This is a genomic window from Pedobacter frigidisoli (assembly GCF_004331675.1).
GTDB lineage: Bacteria > Bacteroidota > Bacteroidia > Sphingobacteriales > Sphingobacteriaceae > Pedobacter > Pedobacter frigidisoli.
In genome coordinates, this window is sequence record NZ_SJSN01000007.1 from 1 (window position 1) to 19,852 (window position 19,852).

Here is a 19,852-nt window from a genome sequence, read left to right on the forward strand (position 1 = left end):
GAAGAGTATAACGGGTAGAGCGCGGAATTTAATGAAGATGGGTGTAGTAAAGTCAAGGGCTTATCAGTTGTCTAATACCCGTAAGGGGTACTGTAGGACTGCAAACAGCCCGACATTACTTACAACCCTCGACAAGAAGTTCTTTATTGGCCTTGGACTAGATGGATTCGCAAATTATTACTATTGGAAAACGACACACCAAACGAAGTTATTCTAGCAAACCGCTGTATACCGAACGGTACGTACAGTGGTGTGAGAGGACAGATAGGGAACTAATCCCTATCTTCCTACTCGATAAACGAACGGAAGTATTTCATGGCTGCTTCAGTCCTGCCATGCGCTGTAGCTCCGATAGAAGAAATCGGAGGCTGCCGCTTCTGTCAGGTTTAATTAACATAGGGCTGTTCTTAAAACTTCATCTGCACCATGCGATTTCCCCGAAAAGCAGCGCAATAAGTTAATAAACCCGATGGCATAGAAAGCTCCCGATATTTCATCGGGACTTGGAGGAACAGCGGGGCTACCGCAACCGATAGAAAACAGAATCTTGCTTTCCAAATTATCATTATTTAGGATCAACTTACTAAGCTTAGAAAGACACGAAGCGCAAAAAAACATAGTAAGTTTATTAGATAAATCCTTAGCTAAAATCATTATTTGGAAACGAAAGGAAGTATTTCAGGGCTGCATCAGTTCTGCCATTCCTTAACCCGATGAAAAAAATCGGAACCACTTCTGTCAGGTTTAATTTTAACGTTGGTGCACCAATAGCATCTGTACTAAAATTAAAGTTTACCAAATCAATTCATTATTTTTGAGGCCATGGCCGAAGAACAAAAAAACAATCCGCTGCACGGAATAAAATTAGAGAAAATTGTAACCGATTTGCAAACACATTACGGTTGGGAAAAGTTAGGAGCATTGATTACGATAGATTGTTTCAATAATAATCAAAGTATAAAATCGAGCTTAAAGTTTTTGCGTAGGATGCCTTGGGCTCGTAAAAAAGTAGAGGACTTGTTCCTTGATACTTTTCATAAATAAATTATTTTGCACTTAGAAATAAGTAATGTATTAATTAACTGTTTTATAAGTTAATATATCTGTTCCTTTACAGCCACGAATCCACCTTTTTACATATTCTAAAGTCAATAGTTGATTATTGTTAAATCCTTTAGAATAAGCTAAATAATCATCTTGGTCCATTCTTCGATCAATTACATACATGTGCCAAAGATTTGAGCCAGTAGGAAGTGAAACAATTACCTTTCTTCCTGCAGAAAGCTCGTTATCGATAGCTTTAAAAAGCCGATCGATTGGGAAATTATCTCCTCTTTTAATATTGAATTGATGCTTGAATTTTAATCCTGCAATAGTTTTACCATCAAAGTTCGCAAAAGTTCCGTCACTTTTATCTTTCCAAATATTCTGGAGGCCATAATAATTGGCAGAAACACGGTCATTATATTTAAGTATCATTTCAATCGACATTGGAATGCATGACATATTATAAAGTTGTTTATGCTTAACTGCGATATTTGCAATTGACTTATTATGAATATCCTGTTTTTTAGATGTGCTATCTTGTGCATAATTATAGATTGCTAAAAATAGAAGAAAAGCAGTAATGAATTTTTTTTTCAAAGCAATTTATATTTTATGATCCTAAATTAACATTAATTAAAGAGACTTAAAATGGCTATTTCATATTTTTTGATCTTTTCATAAATAAGTTTTTAAAATGCAACCATACTTAGGCAATTTTCGTCATCATTAATATACCAAAACAATTAAAGATGAAAAATACACCCATTTACCTCATATTCCTATTTCTTTTGAGTAGTTGTTCAATGTCTATCAACTCCACTAAAAGGGGCAAACTAGATATTCCGAAAGAAGAAACCTATACTGTTATTTACAGTGCTAAACTTTCTGATGGTTTGGTAGCCAAAATAAGTTATACAAACGAAAACTCAGTGCAAGAAGAATTTAAGGATGTAACAAGGAACTGGGAAAAAACTGTTGAACTTAAATCTGGTGCAAACGTTAAACTCAATACGCTTGCTAAAGGAGAAAAGGGTATAGGTGAATATAAGGTTACGGTAAATGGAAAAATTGTTTCCGAACATATTTTAACCAATAAAAGATTAAGGTATAGTGTAGACTTTGATTTGCCGTAATTATCGACGTAATAATATGTATAATGTCCGTAGTGCAAATGCATTACGGGCATTTTTTATTTAAATCTGTTGTAATCCTTTGATATGCTTTATATTTGGATTAACAATCTTCCTAAATATCAATTATGAAACAAGCTTTACCTCTCATTTTCTCAGTTTTCCTATTGCTCAACATTAGTTCTTGTAAGAAGAACAATATTAAAAACCTAAATAGCATAGGTTATGGATCATCATTTGGAATGTGTGCAGGTTATTGTGCTACCAACCTTTTGATAAATGATTTCAAGCTCACCTTTTCGAAGAGTAAAAACGGACAAGCACCAGATACAAAAACTTGTACTAAAACAATATCCGAGGAAGAAGTTAACGCCATTAAAAATTTACTAAATTCCAACCAGATTGTCAACCTGCCAGAGGTTATCGGCTGCCCAGATTGTGCCGACGGAGGCGCAGAATATGTTTCAATAAATGCAGATGGTAAACAGTATAAAATTACTTATGAATATGGTAAGGCGCCAAAAGAGTTAGAGGCAGCTGTGGCTAAGTTAAGGGTGCTAAAAGATAGCTTTAAGGAGTGTAATTAAGCATTATATGCCAGTTGATACCTATTAACATGATTTTAGTGAAAATTGCACTTAAGCCAAATGTGACCTACATACCATAAAGTTTTAATCTGTTTATTGATTTATCTTTAAATGTGATTGTAAGAGTCGCTGTTCGGTCATCTACCAATTTACTAATGCACGGAAAGTTATTAAAAACGACACTGACTGCCCCAGGCGTGATACAATATGATGCTGTGGATACCTATGATTTGCCGCAAGCGATTCCTGCAACAGTTCCAGAATCGCTAAAGAGCCAATTGAGAGCGTTCATTCAATCAGTAGCTAAAGACCCAAAAAATGTAGAAGCGAAGACCATAGCGTTTTTGCGCCAAAATAGGCAACTTGCTAAAGATTTAAAAACCATTTCTTCAATAATTATGATTGCTACAGTTGTAGAGGATATTTTAACAGAAGGGGTTGGTATTGCAGATGATTGGGTGTGTTATTTAATCGCCCGTACCTTGTGGGATGTTGATCAAAAATATCAATTCAATTATTATTTATAGAACCTCCAGCTCGCTTGGCGTTTTGATATTATTTACTCAAAAAATTCAACTGAACTGTCACACTTTAGTTTTTGCGGTGTCTTATGATTGAAAACTGAATCCAAATCAGTTAAACCAAACTAAGAACATTTTTTTAAAGCATGAAACTGTATTTAATTATTTTTATAGGCCTTTTATCTACGAAAGTCTTCGCACAAGAGACTTCGGTAGTTTCAGGCAAAATCTTGGATAGTAAAACCAATCAACCTCTCGAATATGTTGGTATAATCCTGACCAATAAAGTTGATTCCTTAAAAAAGGTTGGCGTGGTGAGTAACACAAGAGGTGAATTTTCCTTTTCGGCCGTTGCTAATGGTAAATATACTCTTCGCATATCGGCAATGGGCTTCAACATTATCACTAAAACACTAATAGCAAATGGGAAGTCGATCAATTTAGGAACGATTAAATTAATAGAAGACGCTATTGCATTAAAAGATGTATCGGTAAGTGGTAAATATGCTACGGCAACCATTAAAAAAGATACCGTAGAGTTTAATGCCGATGCTTACAAAACGCAACCCAATGCTGCTGTTGAAGATCTGTTAAAGAAATTGCCAGGCGTAACCATTGATAAAGATGGAAGCATTCTGGTACAAGGACAAAAAGTTACCCGCCTAACTGTAGATGGAAAAGATTTCTTCGGTACTGACCCCAAAACAGCAACCAAAAATTTACCAGCTGACGTAATTGCAAAAGTGCAACTAATCGACAGTAAAACTCTCGAAGCAAAAGCTACCGGAATTGATGATGGACAAAGAGAAAAGGTGCTTAATTTGACAATAAAGGAAGATAAAAAGAATGGTTGGTTTGGTAATGCCAATTTATCTGGAGGTACAACCGATCGATATAGTGGCTACTTAAGCGCCAACCACTTTACAAAAAAAATGCAGTTCGCCGTTTTGGGGATGAGCAATAACATCAGTAATGCCAGCTTTCAATACGAAGATTTAAACAGCTTCACCAGTGGGAACATTGGTAATCTTTTCGCTCCTCCCGGCGGCGGTGGATTTTCGATCAATGTGAATAACGGCAGAACTACCATTGTTGGTTCAGGCGTTTTCGATAATAGCGCCATTGGTGAGGTTACCACTCATAGCGGCGGACTAAATTTTAGCAACAGTTGGGGCGCAAAAGATAAACTGACATTGAGCAGCAGCTACTTTACCTATTTTAGTAAAGGTCTTGGAAATCGATTTTCGAATGTTCAGGATATCAATCAAGACGATGTGTTGCGCACTGATGAAGTCTCCAATCGCAATTCTGATAACCAAGCACACCGTTTTAATTTTAAAGTAGAATATCATCCAGATTCATTAACGGATGTTACTTTTCGATCGAACGCTATTCTTAATTATACCACCAATATCAATAACAGGGAATTTAATTCTTCTTTTGATTTGACTGGAAAAATTAATGAGGGCAATCAACTTTTGAATCAAAAAAATTCTACTCCAGCATTTTTTAGTGAGCTTTCCGCAACACGTCGTTTAAAAAAAGGATCAATCATTATCGGCTTAAATGGTTCACAAAATACTTTCAATTCCAATTGGCTTAATAAATCATTGATAAACAATTATAGCGGAGGTGTAATAGATATAACGGATTTAAATCAGCAGGCAGAACAAGAAAATAAATCGCAAAATTATAGTGTAGCAGTGAATTATATTCGCCCAATTTTGGATAAGAAACTGAATAGTAATGTAGCTTATATCCGTAATGAGGGCATAGTAGATGCAAAGCAATTAACTTTGAGCTACAATCCATTAAATAATACTTACGATGCTATAGTTCCTGATTTTTCAAATACACTTGAAAACAAAACATGGAGTCAAACCGCAAGGCTTGGTTTAATCTACAATCGCACCGAATGGACATATAATTTTGGCCTAGGATTTCAAGAAACGGGTTTGGATGCCTCTACATTTAACAGCGCCGGTGTAAATACCAATAATATTGAGAAGAAATATTATAATATTCTTCCTCGTTTAAATATCAGTTTTAGAAATAAAAACAAGCATACACTACAGTTAAATTATAACGCAAATGTGAATCTGCCATCGGTGAATGATTTGCAGCCAGTACAAAATAATAGCAATCCACTTTATCAACGCGTGGGAAATCCCGATTTGGAGGTTAGAAAAAGTCATCGAATGTCTGTGAATTTCAATACTTTCAGCGCCGATAATAACAAATATTGGAATGGTTATTTTCTGGTAAATTATACCTTAGATGATGTAGGTAATGATATTAACTATGTTGATGGCGTTCAGTTTGTAAAACCGGTCAATGTAGATGGCAATTATTACATCAACACAGGTACATTCTTTGGTCAGCCCACCAAACTAAAAGGATTGCGAATGGGTTACGGTGTTAATTTATCAATGTCGCACAACACGTCATTTATCAATAGTGAAAAAAACATGACCAACCGGTATAATATTGGTCCAAATGCTAATTTTAGTTATGATATTGATGATAAATTAAATGCTGGAATTTACATCGGTGTTCAATACAGCAGAGTAAATAATTCACAACCAAGTGCCCTGGATAATAAGTATTTCAATTTCTCAAATAGTGCTAGCCTAAGCTACGAGTTTATTAAAAATACCAGAGTGAATACAGAATTAAACCACAACGGGGCTGCTGGCAGGGCCGATGGATTTAATAACAATGTTTTTTTGCTTAACGCAGGTTTAGAGCAATATTTTATGCAGCGCAGAATAACTTTAGCATTAAAAGGATTTGATATTTTAAATCAAAATACCAATATCGATAGAACGGTAAATGGCAGTAGGATTGAGGATATCCGTTTTAATTCGATTACCAGATATTTTTATGTGTCGTTGAATTATAAGATTACAAAGGTTGGTACTAAAAGCGAGAAAAGTAATCCGAGAAGTACGGTAAATTAGATTTACTAAAAAGGGTTAACACTAGATACAAAAATAGACTACAAAACTGGTATTGAAACTAAATAAATTCTATTAAAGATTTAATGAATGCTATTTAAATTTCTAATTTGGCAAGGATATGGGTGTCTAGATTATGGCGATGTTAACGGAATGGATTTCGGTAACAGTGGATGGTAAAACTTATAAAATTACTTACGATTATGGTAAACCGCCAAAAGAATTGGAGTCTGCAGCTGCTAAATTGAAAGGTCTTAAAAGATGGGTTCAAGGATTGTAATTATGTAATGTATGCCAGTTGGTGCTAATATTCATAAGTTTGGCATAAATTGCACTCAGCCCAAATGTACCCTGCATCCCATAATCTCTAATCTGTTTTTTCGATTTATCTTTAAATGTAATTGTAAGCGTGGCTGTTTGGTCATCTGTCCAATTTACCGCATAATTATCTTTTAAACTGTTGATGTTTATATATTGTATGGATTCAGACAATTCCTTAAATATTTCTGGAGAAAGTCTTTTCGATGATTTCCCCAACTGCTTAGTGTACCCGATTCCTTCAAAATTTGCTCTGCTATCTTTATAGAGTATTAGGTTAAAAGAGGGGCATGATCCAAAACAATAACCGGTATTTATTTCTATAGATTCAATCTCGGATTTAACATAGTAAGGTTTATTCAGTTCTATAAAATCATTAAATTTAAAAACTAATGTATCTATTATAACAACTGTTTTATAAATAAATGGTTGTTTGTTTAAAGTGTCAATTTCTGAAGTTTTACGATATAATTTAAGGTAATTGTTTTTTCCAATCTTTATTGGTTTTACAAGTTCACAATTTTCGAAAGGGCTTTTGGAAAATCTAAATAACTTGAACGTATTGTTTCCTATATCTATTAAAGCATAAGAGATATAATCGTACCAATAAGCTATAAAAACTAAATCGGTTAAGCCGTCGTTAGTGATATCTGCTTTTTCCCAGTTTTTAATATTCCAACTTTTAAATATTCCATCACAACTTAAATGCTTTGCAATTGAATCTGTAGTTCTAATTTTAAACTTCCCATATTTATCCTTTGCAAAATCAGGATTCATGTTTTTAACGAATTCATTTACATCGCTGTCAGTCTTGAGCTGATCTACCTCGTTTGCGAAAACCTGGTTGCTGAAAATAAATAAAAGGACTAAAAATATTTTGTCGAAATTGTTCATTTTTTTCTTTCTAACATTACACTTTTCGTTAACCAAAATTAGCTGTTTGAAATCATTGCGATTCGTTAGGATACGAGCCAATAGATTAGGATTGTAGTTGATATTGAAGCATTATTTTCTTGAATCACTTTCTTCGAACTCCAGTCTTTTATCTCGTGTGCTTACCAATTCAGAAAGTTCATAAACATTCCTGTAGCCGTAACCATATAAATTAATTAAGTAGGTATATTCAGCGCCAGTGTTATTGGCTTAATTTTCTTTTTTACCATTGCTGGCAGAACTAATTTAGAGGCAAAATTAATTTGATCATCGCTGAAATTGTTATTGCAATAGATCAATATTCGAGTCTCGGGATTTTGAATTTCCCTGAGTAAGTTGGCTTGGGTAAAATCAGAAAAATTAAGATGAATGGCGCCTTTAATGTGTTTTCTATTAAATAAACTATCAGACCGGGTATCTAAAATTATAGTTCCATTTTCTTTGCTCATTTTTAAAAATGTTTCTAAATCTATTAATCTACATTTTCTATGCGCTTTAACTTCAGGTACTAATTTTTCGTAGGCATCAAAGTCTACCAGTGCTTTGGGTAGTAGAGTATTTTGCCCATATGACAAATATGCACTAGAAACAAAAAGTGCGGTTAGGAGTTTAGTCTTCATTTTCATTCCAATCAATGATATTAATTTCCACCTAGAATAATGGGTGCACTTTTGCCATTGCCCATAATAATAACTTTCGTATTAGGCGATTTTGCAATCTCCTTCTGGGCCAAAATAGATTCATATTGAAGTTGGCGATCGCTTAAGCCTGTAGAAAGAATTCTTTGATAATCTGCAATACCTTGTGCTTCAACACGCTTACGTTCTGCTTCTTGGCGCTCTTTTTGGAGTACAAAGGTCATCTTTTGAGCATCTTGCTCTGCATTTATCTTAGATTCGATACTGGCTTTTACTGAAGCGTGTAAGGTAATGTTACGAACGAGCAACTGCTCTAATTCTAAACCCCTTTTTGAGAAACTCTTATTTATTGTTGCAAATATTTTAGCCTGAAATTCATCTCTTTTGCTTGAGTATAGTGCTACGGCATCGTAAGAAACAGCATTATCTCTAATAGCCGTTCTGGAAACGGGGCGAACAATTTTTTGTAAATAATCCGTTCCTATTTCTTTTAATATATCTGGCGCAGAACTCGCCTTAACCCTGAACAATACGGAAAGATCGATCACCACTTCCAAACCATCTGCCGATAAAACACGGAGCGCATCGTCGCCCTCTTTGTTTCCCTCATCATGAACGCCAGACATGGTGTAGTTTTGTGTTTTAACATCAAATGGAGTAACCTCGGCTATTGGATTAATTAAATTTAGGCCACTATACAAAACTTGGTTGTCTACTTTGCCAAATACGGTTTTAACACCTACCTCGCCAGCATCGATTACTTTGAACATAGAGAATGAGAGGCCGATGAGTACCAAGATAACACCAACTATTTTTACAATATTTCCAAAACGGTTTGCTGGATTGTTTTGTGCTGATAGCACGAAACCAACAATTAGGATAATAATACCTACGATACTTAAGAACATATATTTTAAATTTTCTGATTAAAGATATGTTATTTAATATGATGTTAGAAAAAAATAAATAAGTGCCTTTTTTAGTGAAAAATTAATGAGTAGTAGTTAAAACAGTGAATTTCCCAGCCTCCTAAACCCGATATACGCGTAAAGCCAACAATATTTCATTGTTGCTTGTAACATTAGCGGGGCCGAAGCCAGCCTAAGAATTACTGTAACTGCTTTCCAAAAAACACGAGTCTTTAAACTACTAAGATGCTGAAACAAGTTCAGCCTGACGAGTGTACGGCTTTGGTTTGCCTGAAATTCGCAACTCCTTAATCATCAACTCTAAACTGATAATTGCAAACTGAAAACTTTTTATCCTGAGCCCTTGATTTATAAAAAGAATTGTTCTACTTTTGCAGTCCGTTTTATGGGCTATCTGTAAGGAAGCCGGGGGAGCGGGAAATAATTAAATAAAAAATTAAAAAAGCACAATGCCAACCATTCAACAATTAGTTAGAAAAGGTAGAGTAGCACTGGAGTTCAAGAGTAAGTCTCCAGCGTTGGACAGCTGTCCACAGCGAAGAGGTGTATGTACACGTGTGTACACCACTACCCCTAAAAAACCAAACTCAGCAATGCGTAAAGTAGCCCGTGTTCGTTTAACGAACGGTAAAGAGGTTAATGCATACATTCCTGGAGAAGGTCACAACTTACAAGAACACTCAATCGTTTTAATACGTGGTGGTCGTGTTAAAGATTTACCAGGTGTACGTTACCACATCATTCGTGGTGCATTAGATACATCAGGTGTTGCTGGTCGTAACCAACGTCGTTCAAAATATGGTACTAAACGCCCTAAACCAGGTCAGGTTGTTGCTGCACCAACTAAGGGTAAAAAGAAATAATCGGGAGGAAATAAGAAATGAGAAAGTCAAAACCAAAAAAGAGAATTATTCTTCCTGATCCAAAATTTAACGATGTTCAGGTAACTCGTTTTGTAAACAATATGATGTACGATGGAAAAAAATCTATCGCTTATTCTATTTTTTACGATGCTGTTGAAATTGCTGAGAAGAAAGCAGGTGAAAACGGTTTAGAGATATTTAAACGTGCTTTAACTAATATTATGCCAGCTGTAGAGGTTAAATCTCGTCGTGTTGGTGGTGCTAACTTCCAGGTTCCAACCGAGGTTAGACCAGAGCGTAAAACAGCTTTAGGTATGAAATGGTTAATTTCATACGCTCGTAAACGTGGTGAAAAAACCATGAAAGAGAAATTAGCTGGTGAAATTGTAGCTGCTGCTAAAGGTGAAGGTGCTGCTGTTAAGAAGAAAGAAGATACGCATAAAATGGCTGAGGCTAACAAGGCGTTCTCTCACTTTAGATTCTAGTTATTAGAATTAACAGATTAGTAAGATTACACAGATTTAATTAGAAGATTATACTGATTAGATAAATTACACCGATTTGTTTTTACATAATCGGTGTAATCATTTAAAATCAGATAAATCAAAAACATAAGATGGCAAGAGATTTAAAATTTACAAGAAATATCGGAATCGCAGCTCACATTGATGCAGGTAAAACTACAACAACTGAGCGTATCCTTTATTATGCTGGTGTTAGTCATAAAATTGGTGAAGTGCACGAAGGTGCTGCAACAATGGACTGGATGGCGCAAGAGCAAGAACGTGGTATCACGATCACTTCTGCTGCAACTACGGTTGAGTGGAAATACAGAGGTCAGGCTTACCACATGAACATTATCGATACACCCGGACACGTGGATTTTACCGTTGAGGTAAACCGTTCGTTACGTGTACTAGATGGTTTAGTTTTCTTGTTTTCTGCAGTTGATGGTGTTGAGCCTCAATCGGAAACTAACTGGCGTTTAGCTAACAACTATAATGTTGCCCGTATTGGTTTCGTTAACAAAATGGACCGTTCTGGAGCCGACTTCTTAAAAGTTGTTAAGCAGGTTAAAGATATGTTAGGTAGTAATGCAGTTCCATTGCAATTACCTATCGGTGCTGAAGACGGATTTAAAGGTGTGGTTGATTTAATTAACAACCGTGGTATTGTTTGGAATGAGCATGATAAAGGTATGACCTTTACTGAAGTGCCTATCCCAGAGGATATGATTGATGAAGTTGCTGAGTGGAGAGAAAAATTATTAGAATCTGTAGCTGATTATGATGAGTCGTTGATGGAGAAATTCTTCGATGCTCCTGAAACAATCACTGAACGCGAAGTTTTAGATGCTTTACGTGCTGCTGTATTAGATGCTAAAATTGTTCCTATGGTTTGTGGTTCATCTTTCAAAAATAAGGGTGTACAAACTATGCTTGATTATGTGATGGAATTATTGCCTTCACCTATGGATAGCGAAGGTGTTGTGGGTACTAACCCAGATACTGGCGCTGAAGTTTTATTAAAACCAAGCATTAATGAGCCGTTTGCTGCTTTAGCTTTTAAAATTGCAACCGATCCATTCGTAGGTCGTTTATGTTTTATCCGTGTTTACTCGGGTAACTTAGAGGCAGGTTCTTACGTTTATAATACACGTTCAGAAAACAAGGAACGTATTTCTCGTATCTTCCAAATGCATGCTAACAAGCAAAATCCTGTGCCTAATGTGGCTGCTGGAGATATTGCTGCGGTAGTTGGATTTAAGGATATTAAAACAGGTGATACACTTTGTGATGAGAAAAACCCAATTATTCTTGAATCAATGAACTTCCCTGAGCCAGTTATCGGTTTAGCTATTGAGCCTAAAACTCAAGCTGACGTTGATAAACTAGGTATGGGCTTAAGTAAATTGGCTGAAGAGGATCCTACATTTAGAGTTCAAACTGATCAAGAAACTGGTCAAACTGTAATCTCTGGTATGGGTGAGTTACACTTAGATATTTTAATTGATCGTTTAAAACGTGAATTTAAAGTAGAGGTTAACCAAGGTGCACCACAAGTAGCATACAAAGAAGCAATTTTCGGTACTACAACGCACCGCGAAACATACAAAAAACAATCAGGTGGTCGTGGTAAATTTGCCGATATTTCGGTAATTATCTCTCCAATTGATGCTGATTTTGAAAAAGGTGGTTTACAATTCGTAAACGAAATTACAGGTGGTTCAATTCCACGTGAATTTATTCCTTCGGTAGAAAAAGGTTTTGCTGCTTCAATGGCAAACGGTGTATTAGCTGGTTATCCGCTTCCTGATATGAAAGTTCGTTTAATGGATGGTTCATTCCATGCGGTCGATTCAGATGCTTTATCATTTGAATTAGCAGCTAAAATGGCATATCGTGAGGCTTTACCTAAATGTAAACCTACTTTGATGGAGCCAATCATGAAAATCGAAATCTTAACTCCTGAAGAAAACATGGGTGATGTGATCGGTGATATGAACCGTCGTCGTGGTCAGTTATTAGGTATGGATACTCGTAACGGATCTCAAGTAATTAAAGCAACTGTGCCTTTATCTGAAATGTTTGGTTATGTAACTCAGTTACGTACAATCACGTCAGGACGTGCAACTTCTACAATGGAATTTGACCACTACGAAGCTGCGCCTAAAAACGTACAGGATGAAGTAATTGCTAAATCAAAAGGTAGAGTAAAATCAGTAGATTAATCCTTTAAAAATAAATCCGGTCTTTGTTATTAATAGCTCTAACAAGGATCATAATTAAAACAGAAAATGAGCCAAAGAATCAGAATTAAATTAAAATCTTACGATTACAACTTGGTAGATAAATCTGCTGAGAAAATCGTAAAAACTGTTAAGCCTACGGGTGCAGTTGTAAGTGGACCAATTCCACTTCCTACAGAGAAAAAAATCTTTACTGTTTTACGTTCTCCACACGTAAACAAAAAAGCAAGAGAGCAATTTCAATTATGCGCTTACAAACGCTTATTAGATATTTATAGCTCTAACTCTAAAACAGTTGATGCTTTAATGAAACTTGAATTACCTAGCGGTGTTGAGGTTGAAATCAAAGTTTAATTGATTTTAAATCGAATTAAGAAAGTCCCGATGCATATCGGGACTTTTTTTTTGCAAGTAAAAACGTAAATCTGAGCTTATTGCTTGATATTCAGAAATATATTATGTTTGATAGAGCCTAAACTATCTCTACATGTATGAATTATAATCTCTCGATGAAGCACCAACTGTTCATCACCACTTAAAAAGAAAAAACGAATACTTTTTTTAGATGCCTGTAAGCGGAATTGCCATATTGGGCGCAGTATTCAGGAAACAGGTTTTAAAAATTCGAACATCCTTCCAAACTTAATTGGCTTTTACAAATGCTGTACCTTATCATTAAGTAAATATTAGTCAAACAAAAGTATATCGCCAGGGTTTATAAAAGATGAAGAAGCATGAAAACCCAGAAGAGGATTTGCCAATTGAGGGGCAGGATTTCGCAGATCCGAAAGAAGAGATAAATAAAAAGCCATCTTCACACGGAGAGGTTGCAAACCAGAAAGATGGAGATTTTTCTGATCTCGAAGAAAGCAGAATGGAAAACCCTCCAAAACATAGAGCGAAAAATGGATCAAGTAAGGACGACTTGGATAGCGATACCGAAATTGATCAGAGTAAAGGTGTTTAAAAACTTAATCTATAATGCCGTTGCGCACTACATAGTTAATCAATGCAGCGGTATTTTTCTTTCCCGTTTTATCTAAAAGGTTCTGGCGGTTGCCTTCAATAGTTCTTTTGCTGGTAAATAATCTATCTGCAATTTCACCATTCGTGTAGCCATCTGCGATTAATCCTAATATCTCAATTTCTCTTTTGGTGATGTTAAGGTCTAATTTCTCCTTATTGAAAGCAATAGTAGATTTCTCTCTAGATTCAGTTAACAATCGTATTCCTATACTTGTAGAAATATATTTAAAACCTATCGCTATTTGCTTTATGGCAAAAATAAGTTCTGCCGCATTTACATTTTTAAGTAGGTAGCCAGAAGCACCAGCATCGAAGCACTTTAAAATTTCGCTCTCTTGATCGATATTGGTAAGAATGATTACCTTAATATTAAGGGCAAATGTTTTTATATGATTACACAGTTGTAATCCATCAGCCGTTGATATATTTACACCTGCTATTATAATATCTGGTTTAACCCCAGCTTCAAGTTGCGAGATGGTATCGGTACTATTGGATGCTTCTGCAATAACTTCAATTTCAGAATTATCTTCCAATAGCGCAATTATACCATTACGCACAAGTGCGTGGTCATCAGCCAGTAATACTCTTATTGGAATTTTCAATTTTATTGAGATTAAACTTTAGATGTTAAAATCAAATATCGATATAATATAATACCATGATTAATGTGTTTATACGTGAAATAGCAGTATAAATACTTGTTTTAATTTGTTAGAGTTTGCGGTAATGTTTGTCCTAAGAATAGAGAATAGCTTCTAGGGACCTTCGATGATAGATATAAATATTTATATATCAGTCAAATATGATGCCTCAAAAATGGATTATTAAATTTTGATGTTATTGATTAAATAAATCATTACCCAATTGCTTAAGGCTAAAGTTTTATTAACAATAAGGTAACATCAAAAGAAAATTAAAAATCGCATGAATTCTAATTTCCACCTTTTGGCTACACTTTTTTACTAAATATACGCTTTTTAATTGGGCGTTAGGGACACTCGTATATTATAGATTTAAATTATTAAACTTTTCGTGGCTAATATTTGTTATATAAATGGCTTACTTATAATACAATGAATATGGATATGAATGATAATAGTGGAGACCAAGTCAATCCTGATCAGTTAGATGGAATAGAATGGGATAATGATGATGCCACCTACGGGCATAAATTGCCGGAGATCAAACGCAAGGACTTACCAACTGACGAGCATTTGGAGAAAATTAAAAATCAACTACAAGTAAACGATGATTTAGTTAACTCAAATCTTAGTCAAGGTGAGGATATTGGAAATAGAAATAAGGAAAAAGATAAGGGAATTAGAGGGAAAGACCTTTAATTAAGTTAAATCAAAAAATGGGAATAACTTCTAAAATTATTCCCATTTCATAAATCATGATTTTTCCGGTAGATGAAAATCAAATTAGAATTCAACAACTGAAATGCTTGATCAGGGAGAATTTACCCCAATTGTTTAGTTGTAATGATATTGGTTAATCATTTAGTCGCGAATCATAAGTTGGCAAATTTCCGTAAATTATAATGGATGTCAGCTATAGATAAAACAAATATATTGATAAATGTCAATTTATGATATAGTGATATCATCATCTATATTGTATTTACTTTGTGATCCCACCATAAATCTTCGTACACTGCCAAACATACAACCTCGACTATATCCCACTATCTAGAGCATGATCTTCTTTATTTTGATCGAGGCTTTTATTTGGTTTATCTTTAAAATCCTCAGAAGAACTTCCTGTATGGCTCTCTGCACTTTTAACATTTGGGTTTTTATCGCTACTGTTATAGCTGTCATCACTCAAAGAATCTTTGCCTTGTGTTCCAGAGTTGTCGAATCCATCTTTCGCTAAAGGATTTCCCTCTATCAATTCACTTGGTTCCTTACCATAGGCAGTCACTTCATTAACATCATTTCCTGCTTCGTATTCCTTTTTAACATCAGATTTCTGATCTTTTTCACCACCAGTGTTAACATAACCTTCAGTATGTTCTTCCTTATTATAGATGCTAGTTTTCATATTGCTAGTTTTAATAAAGAACAGTCCAAATGAAAAATGGTTTCAATTATAGAGTAATGAAGATTTAAATCAATTTTCTATCAAGTTGATTTATAACTCAGTTGGCAATATTAGATAAAATTATAACGACTCATTTTTTCCTTTTGCTTAACTTGCCAGAGATTTAAACTTTGAAATATATAAATGGAGTGGAAATATTTACTTTCGAATAAAAGATTTGGTCAAGAAAGTTGGACAGGAGATCGGGATAAGGCAAGATCGGATTTTCAAAGAGATTATGACCGATTGATTTTTTCTTCACCATTTAGGCGTTTACAAAACAAAACACAGGTTTTCCCATTGCCTGGAAGTGTATTTGTACACAATCGCTTAACTCATAGTTTAGAGGTGGCAAGTGTAGCCCGTTCTATGGCTAATATCTTCTTAAATACCCTGGAGGAGAAAAATCCTAATTTGATAAAAGAAGTTCCATTGATAAATGAGGTTGGAAATATTGTCGCTGCCGCGGCACTTGCCCACGATTTAGGTAATCCGGCTTTTGGCCATTCTGGAGAAGCGGCCATTTCAAGGTATTTTACTGACGGAGACGGACGAGTTTATCAGAAAGATATGAATGAATCTCAGTGGCATGATTTAATTAATTTTGAAGGTAATGCCAATGCGATCCGAATTTTAACTCATCCATTAAAGGGAAAAGGAAACGATGCTTATGCGTTAACTTATTCTACCTTAGCTTCAATAGCCAAATATCCTTGTGCATCTATTGCCGGGAAACAGAAAGGACTTTTGCATAGAAAGAAATATGGGTTTTTCCAATCAGAAGAAGAAAGTTTCCAAAGAATTGCCGCAGAGCTTAGGCTAGAAAAAGAAGAAAATGAATTTTTAATTTATAAAAGGCATCCTTTGGTTTATTTGGTAGAGGCGGCTGATGATATCTGTTACAGTATTATTGATTTAGAGGATGCCCATCGTTTGAAAATTCTTTCTTACGAGGAAGTGAAGAGTTATTTATTGCCTTTCGCAAATTCTAAAACAATAGAAGATCGTTTAAAAAATGATTATGAGGATGACGATGCCAAGATAGGATTACTTCGTGCAAAGGCAATAAATACATTAACCAATACATGTGCAGTAATTTTCTATCGTGAGCAGGAAAGTCTTTTAAATGGAACATTAAATAGTAGCTTAACAGATTTAATCCCTGAACCGTATTTTTCGGCATGGAAAGCAGTGGAGAAAGTCTCGATTGATAGAATTTATAATTTCTCTTCAGTGATTCAGAAAGAAGTAGCGGGATATAAAATTATGGCTGGCTTGCTCGAGGAATTTGTTCCGGCACTTATACACAATAACACGCATTATTATAAAAAGTTGGTTAAGCTTATTCCAAAACAATACCATACCGATTTAACAGATATTTATTCAAGAACTCAAAGTGTGCTCGATTTTGTGTCGGGAATGACAGATTTATATGCTGTAGACTTATATCGCAATATAAAGGGCATCTGTTTTCCATCGGAAACGTAACCATTTTGTCTATTTCCAAACGCTTTTAGATTAATATAGAAGATTATATTTTTATGAAAGCGATATCTATAATGACTTAAATATACTTCTTGGTGTAAAAAAAACTATTCAAGTTCGTGTTTATGGTTTTGATTATTAGGTGATTATCAAGTTTAAAGGTATTCTAAATCATACTTTCGTGTAAAGGAAATATACTGGGATATACTAATTATTAGATTTGAGAGTTACGGCATGGATTCATCCCCGGTTGTAATGCTATAGATCATATCCCGATTCATGAAAAATTTTTTACTAATTGCGCTGCTAAGTATGGGCTTAGCATTTGCTGTTAAGGCTCAAGCCCCCCAACAATTCAACTATCAAGGGGCCGCCCGCAATATTAACGGAACTCCGCTCGCTAACAAAAGTATCTCTCTTAGAATTAGCATTCTCGATGGTACTTCTACTGGAACTTCACAATATTCTGAAGTAAGAAGTGTAACTACTAATGCTTATGGTCTTTATGCAATCTCCATTGGAAGTGCAGGAGCAATTTCATCAACCGGTAGTGTAACGACAGTAACTTGGGCTACAGGTTTAAAATTCGTTAAGGTGGAGGTAGATCCTGATAATGGAAATAACTTCAATTTGGCCGGAACCGCTCAACTTTTAAGTGTTCCTTATGCATTGTATGCGGCAAATGGACCAATCGGTCCGAAAGGAGAAACAGGTGCGACGGGTCCGCAAGGTATTCCCGGAAGTGTTGGGCCTCAAGGTGCAACAGGTACACAAGGACCAATTGGGTTAACTGGTGCAACCGGATTGCAAGGTGCAACTGGCGCTACTGGAATTCAAGGTTTGCCTGGAGCCATGGGGCCGCAGGGTGCAAAAGGCGATATCGGCGCAACGGGTTTGCAAGGGCCAATTGGAGTCACAGGTGCTATTGGTCCGCAAGGTGCAAAAGGTGATGTTGGTGTAATTGGTTCAGCAGGAATTCAGGGCATCGCCGGAACTGCCGGAGCAAAAGGTGATAAGGGAGACAAAGGTGATACAGGTCCTGTGGGCCCATCTACAGGAGTTGCTGGCGGAGATTTAATTGGCAATTACCCTAATCCAACAATTGCAAATTTACAAGGCAAAAGCCTATCAGCAGCTGCACCAACCAATAATCAAGTATTGTTATTCGATGGATTGGCATGGAAACCAGTTACACTCGATGTAAGCCAATTGGTTGGGGGAAAAGCTTTAACCTCAACCGATTTAAGTGTAAGTGCTAATGGCTCAACTGCGTTATTAAAAGATGTTGTTGTCGATATTAATGCAGGTGCAGTTACAACTGTTAAACTTGCAGATGGATCTGTAACCACAGCAAAATTAGCCGATGCTGCCGTAACATCAATCAAGATAGGTAATAAGGAAATCAAGAATATTAATATAGATGATGCAGCAGTAAATAGCTTGCAATTGGCAGATGCTGCCGTAACCACACCTAAATTAGCAGATGCTTCTGTAAGCATTGCGAAATTGGTAACTGATGGTACTGGCGACGCCAACAAAATTTACGTCACCAATTCAATCACAGGGAAACCAGAATTAATAAGCCGTACATTATTTACCAATGGAAATGCCTGGGCATTAAAAGGCAATACTGGAAATGTAGATCAAAGCAGCAATTTACTGGGCAATACCGATGATATCGCAATCAACTTCATGGTAAATGGGCAAAAGTCTGGCCGACTTGGAAATTCATCAGAGAATAATGTTTCTTACGGGTATAAAACAGCTACCTCGAATGTTTCAGGTTTTTACAATAGCGCTTTTGGTAGAGAGGCACTTTCCTTAAACATTTCTGGATACGAAAATAGTGCCTTTGGATACATGGTTTTACAACGCAGTTTCAGCGGGATTAACAATAGTGGTTTTGGTTCTCAAGCATTGGCCATAAATACCGTAGGCTCAAATAATAGTGCTTTTGGTACACATGCGCTAATGGCTAATGGAACGGCAATTGCAAATACAGGTATTGGTAGTTTGGCCTTAGAAGCAAATAATGGCGATAATAATACTGCCCTAGGTTATGCCGCTGGAAGTAAAAATAGTGGAAATGGAAATATTTTCCTCGGAAGTAATGCTGGTAGTACGCTAACGAATGTTAGTAATACTTTAACTATTGCCAATAGCAGTACAATTTATCCCTTACTTGCAGGAAGTTTCACAAATAATGGTGGAACGCTAACCATTAATGGAACCTTGGCAGCCAATTCAATAGCACAAGCACCGGCAAACGCAAGTACCTTAAATATCAATGGATCAGTATCTGCAAGTATCCTAACTTATACATCGCCTGCTTCAATAACATTAGATGCCAGTAATTACACTGTTCGAATAAAAAATGCTGGTACTGCGATTACGATCAATCTTCCATTGGCGACTAGCTGCAAGGGTAGAATCTATGTCATTGTTAAGGCACTATCATCGGGAAATATCACTTTTAATAATGCTATTTCCTTAAATGATGATACTTCTGTAACTACCATGACTGGAGCCAAAACTTATACCATTCAAAGCGATGGTTCCTCTTGGATCTCTTTAAACTAAG

The 19,852-nt window shown here is 35.7% G+C and carries 20 protein-coding genes; 14 read left to right on the forward strand and 6 right to left on the reverse strand.

Annotation, left to right across the window (positions count from 1 at the left end):
• The first annotated feature begins 822 nt into the window (after positions 1–822).
• Positions 823–1,044 carry a VF530 family protein gene (locus EZ449_RS09830; RefSeq protein WP_131558209.1) on the forward strand — a complete coding sequence of 74 codons (222 nt, stop codon included), beginning with the start codon at positions 823–825 and terminating at the stop codon, positions 1,042–1,044.
• 30 nt (positions 1,045–1,074) lie between these two features.
• Here EZ449_RS09830 and EZ449_RS09835 read toward each other — a convergent pair whose 3' ends face one another.
• A complete protein-coding gene (locus tag EZ449_RS09835; protein ID WP_131558211.1) occupies positions 1,075–1,644 on the reverse strand; it encodes a hypothetical protein in 570 nt (189 codons plus the stop codon).
• Between the two features lie 152 nt (positions 1,645–1,796).
• Between EZ449_RS09835 and EZ449_RS09840 the strand changes: the two genes are divergently transcribed.
• From EZ449_RS09840 to EZ449_RS22645, 5 genes are all read left to right on the forward strand, one after another.
• Positions 1,797–2,180 (forward strand): MmpS family transport accessory protein, encoded by a 384-nt coding sequence (locus EZ449_RS09840; RefSeq protein ID WP_131558213.1) that lies wholly within the window; start codon positions 1,797–1,799, stop codon positions 2,178–2,180.
• Positions 2,181–2,305: 125 nt separating this feature from the next.
• On the forward strand, positions 2,306–2,764 hold the full coding sequence (locus tag EZ449_RS09845) for a hypothetical protein (RefSeq protein ID WP_131558215.1): 459 nt from the start codon (positions 2,306–2,308) through the stop codon (positions 2,762–2,764).
• A 155-nt stretch (positions 2,765–2,919) separates the two neighbouring features.
• Positions 2,920–3,291: a hypothetical protein gene (locus EZ449_RS09850; protein ID WP_131558217.1), complete on the forward strand. Its 372-nt coding sequence runs from the start codon at positions 2,920–2,922 to the stop codon at positions 3,289–3,291.
• Positions 3,292–3,431: 140 nt separating this feature from the next.
• Positions 3,432–6,245, forward strand: a complete 2,814-nt coding sequence (locus EZ449_RS09855) for a TonB-dependent receptor (protein WP_131558219.1) — start codon at positions 3,432–3,434, stop codon at positions 6,243–6,245.
• 133 nt (positions 6,246–6,378) lie between these two features.
• Positions 6,379–6,522 (forward strand): hypothetical protein, encoded by a 144-nt coding sequence (locus EZ449_RS22645; RefSeq protein ID WP_165499734.1) that lies wholly within the window; start codon positions 6,379–6,381, stop codon positions 6,520–6,522.
• Here EZ449_RS22645 and EZ449_RS09860 read toward each other — a convergent pair.
• The 3 genes from EZ449_RS09860 to EZ449_RS09870 form a co-directional block, all read right to left on the reverse strand.
• Positions 6,510–7,454, reverse strand: coding sequence for a DUF6438 domain-containing protein (locus EZ449_RS09860; RefSeq protein ID WP_131558222.1), 945 nt, complete (start codon positions 7,452–7,454; stop codon positions 6,510–6,512). The genes EZ449_RS22645 and EZ449_RS09860 overlap by 13 nt on opposite strands.
• 215 nt (positions 7,455–7,669) lie before the next feature.
• Positions 7,670–8,113, reverse strand: coding sequence for a rhodanese-like domain-containing protein (locus EZ449_RS09865; RefSeq protein ID WP_205942983.1), 444 nt, complete (start codon positions 8,111–8,113; stop codon positions 7,670–7,672).
• Between the two features lie 20 nt (positions 8,114–8,133).
• A complete protein-coding gene (locus EZ449_RS09870) occupies positions 8,134–9,039 on the reverse strand; it encodes a prohibitin family protein (protein WP_131558225.1) in 906 nt (301 codons plus the stop codon).
• Between the two features lie 470 nt (positions 9,040–9,509).
• On the opposite strand from EZ449_RS09870, the gene rpsL reads away from it, so the two are divergent.
• From rpsL to EZ449_RS09895, 5 genes are all read left to right on the forward strand, one after another.
• Positions 9,510–9,923, forward strand: coding sequence for a 30S ribosomal protein S12 (rpsL, locus tag EZ449_RS09875; protein ID WP_029278631.1), 414 nt, complete (start codon positions 9,510–9,512; stop codon positions 9,921–9,923).
• 17 nt (positions 9,924–9,940) lie between these two features.
• Positions 9,941–10,408 carry a 30S ribosomal protein S7 gene (rpsG, locus tag EZ449_RS09880; RefSeq protein WP_123206905.1) on the forward strand — a complete coding sequence of 156 codons (468 nt, stop codon included), beginning with the start codon at positions 9,941–9,943 and terminating at the stop codon, positions 10,406–10,408.
• A gap of 131 nt (positions 10,409–10,539) precedes the next feature.
• Positions 10,540–12,654, forward strand: coding sequence for an elongation factor G (gene fusA / locus EZ449_RS09885; protein WP_131558227.1), 2,115 nt, complete (start codon positions 10,540–10,542; stop codon positions 12,652–12,654).
• A gap of 66 nt (positions 12,655–12,720) precedes the next feature.
• Entirely contained in the window at positions 12,721–13,026 is a 306-nt protein-coding gene (gene rpsJ / locus EZ449_RS09890) for a 30S ribosomal protein S10 (RefSeq protein WP_008244591.1), read from the forward strand.
• A gap of 370 nt (positions 13,027–13,396) precedes the next feature.
• Positions 13,397–13,639, forward strand: a complete 243-nt coding sequence (locus tag EZ449_RS09895; protein ID WP_131558229.1) for a hypothetical protein — start codon at positions 13,397–13,399, stop codon at positions 13,637–13,639.
• 4 nt (positions 13,640–13,643) lie between these two features.
• Here the strand turns inward: EZ449_RS09895 and EZ449_RS09900 are convergent, their stop codons facing one another.
• Complete coding sequence (locus EZ449_RS09900) at positions 13,644–14,303, reverse strand: response regulator (protein WP_131558231.1); 660 nt, start codon at positions 14,301–14,303, stop codon at positions 13,644–13,646.
• A 477-nt stretch (positions 14,304–14,780) separates the two neighbouring features.
• Between EZ449_RS09900 and EZ449_RS09905 the strand changes: the two genes are divergently transcribed.
• Positions 14,781–15,041: a hypothetical protein gene (locus EZ449_RS09905; RefSeq protein WP_131558233.1), complete on the forward strand. Its 261-nt coding sequence runs from the start codon at positions 14,781–14,783 to the stop codon at positions 15,039–15,041.
• Between the two features lie 337 nt (positions 15,042–15,378).
• On the opposite strand, the gene EZ449_RS09910 is transcribed toward EZ449_RS09905, so the two are convergent.
• Positions 15,379–15,747: a hypothetical protein gene (locus tag EZ449_RS09910; RefSeq protein WP_131558235.1), complete on the reverse strand. Its 369-nt coding sequence runs from the start codon at positions 15,745–15,747 to the stop codon at positions 15,379–15,381.
• Positions 15,748–15,930: 183 nt separating this feature from the next.
• Here EZ449_RS09910 and dgt point away from each other — a divergent pair, with 183 nt between their 5' ends.
• Both dgt and EZ449_RS09920 read left to right on the forward strand, forming a co-directional pair.
• Complete coding sequence (gene dgt / locus EZ449_RS09915) at positions 15,931–17,274, forward strand: dGTP triphosphohydrolase (protein ID WP_131558237.1); 1,344 nt, start codon at positions 15,931–15,933, stop codon at positions 17,272–17,274.
• A 276-nt stretch (positions 17,275–17,550) separates the two neighbouring features.
• The gene (locus EZ449_RS09920; protein ID WP_131558239.1) at positions 17,551–19,851 is read left to right on the forward strand and encodes a hypothetical protein; all 2,301 of its coding nucleotides are present in this window, start codon (positions 17,551–17,553) and stop codon (positions 19,849–19,851) included.
• Position 19,852: the final 1 nt, after the last annotated feature.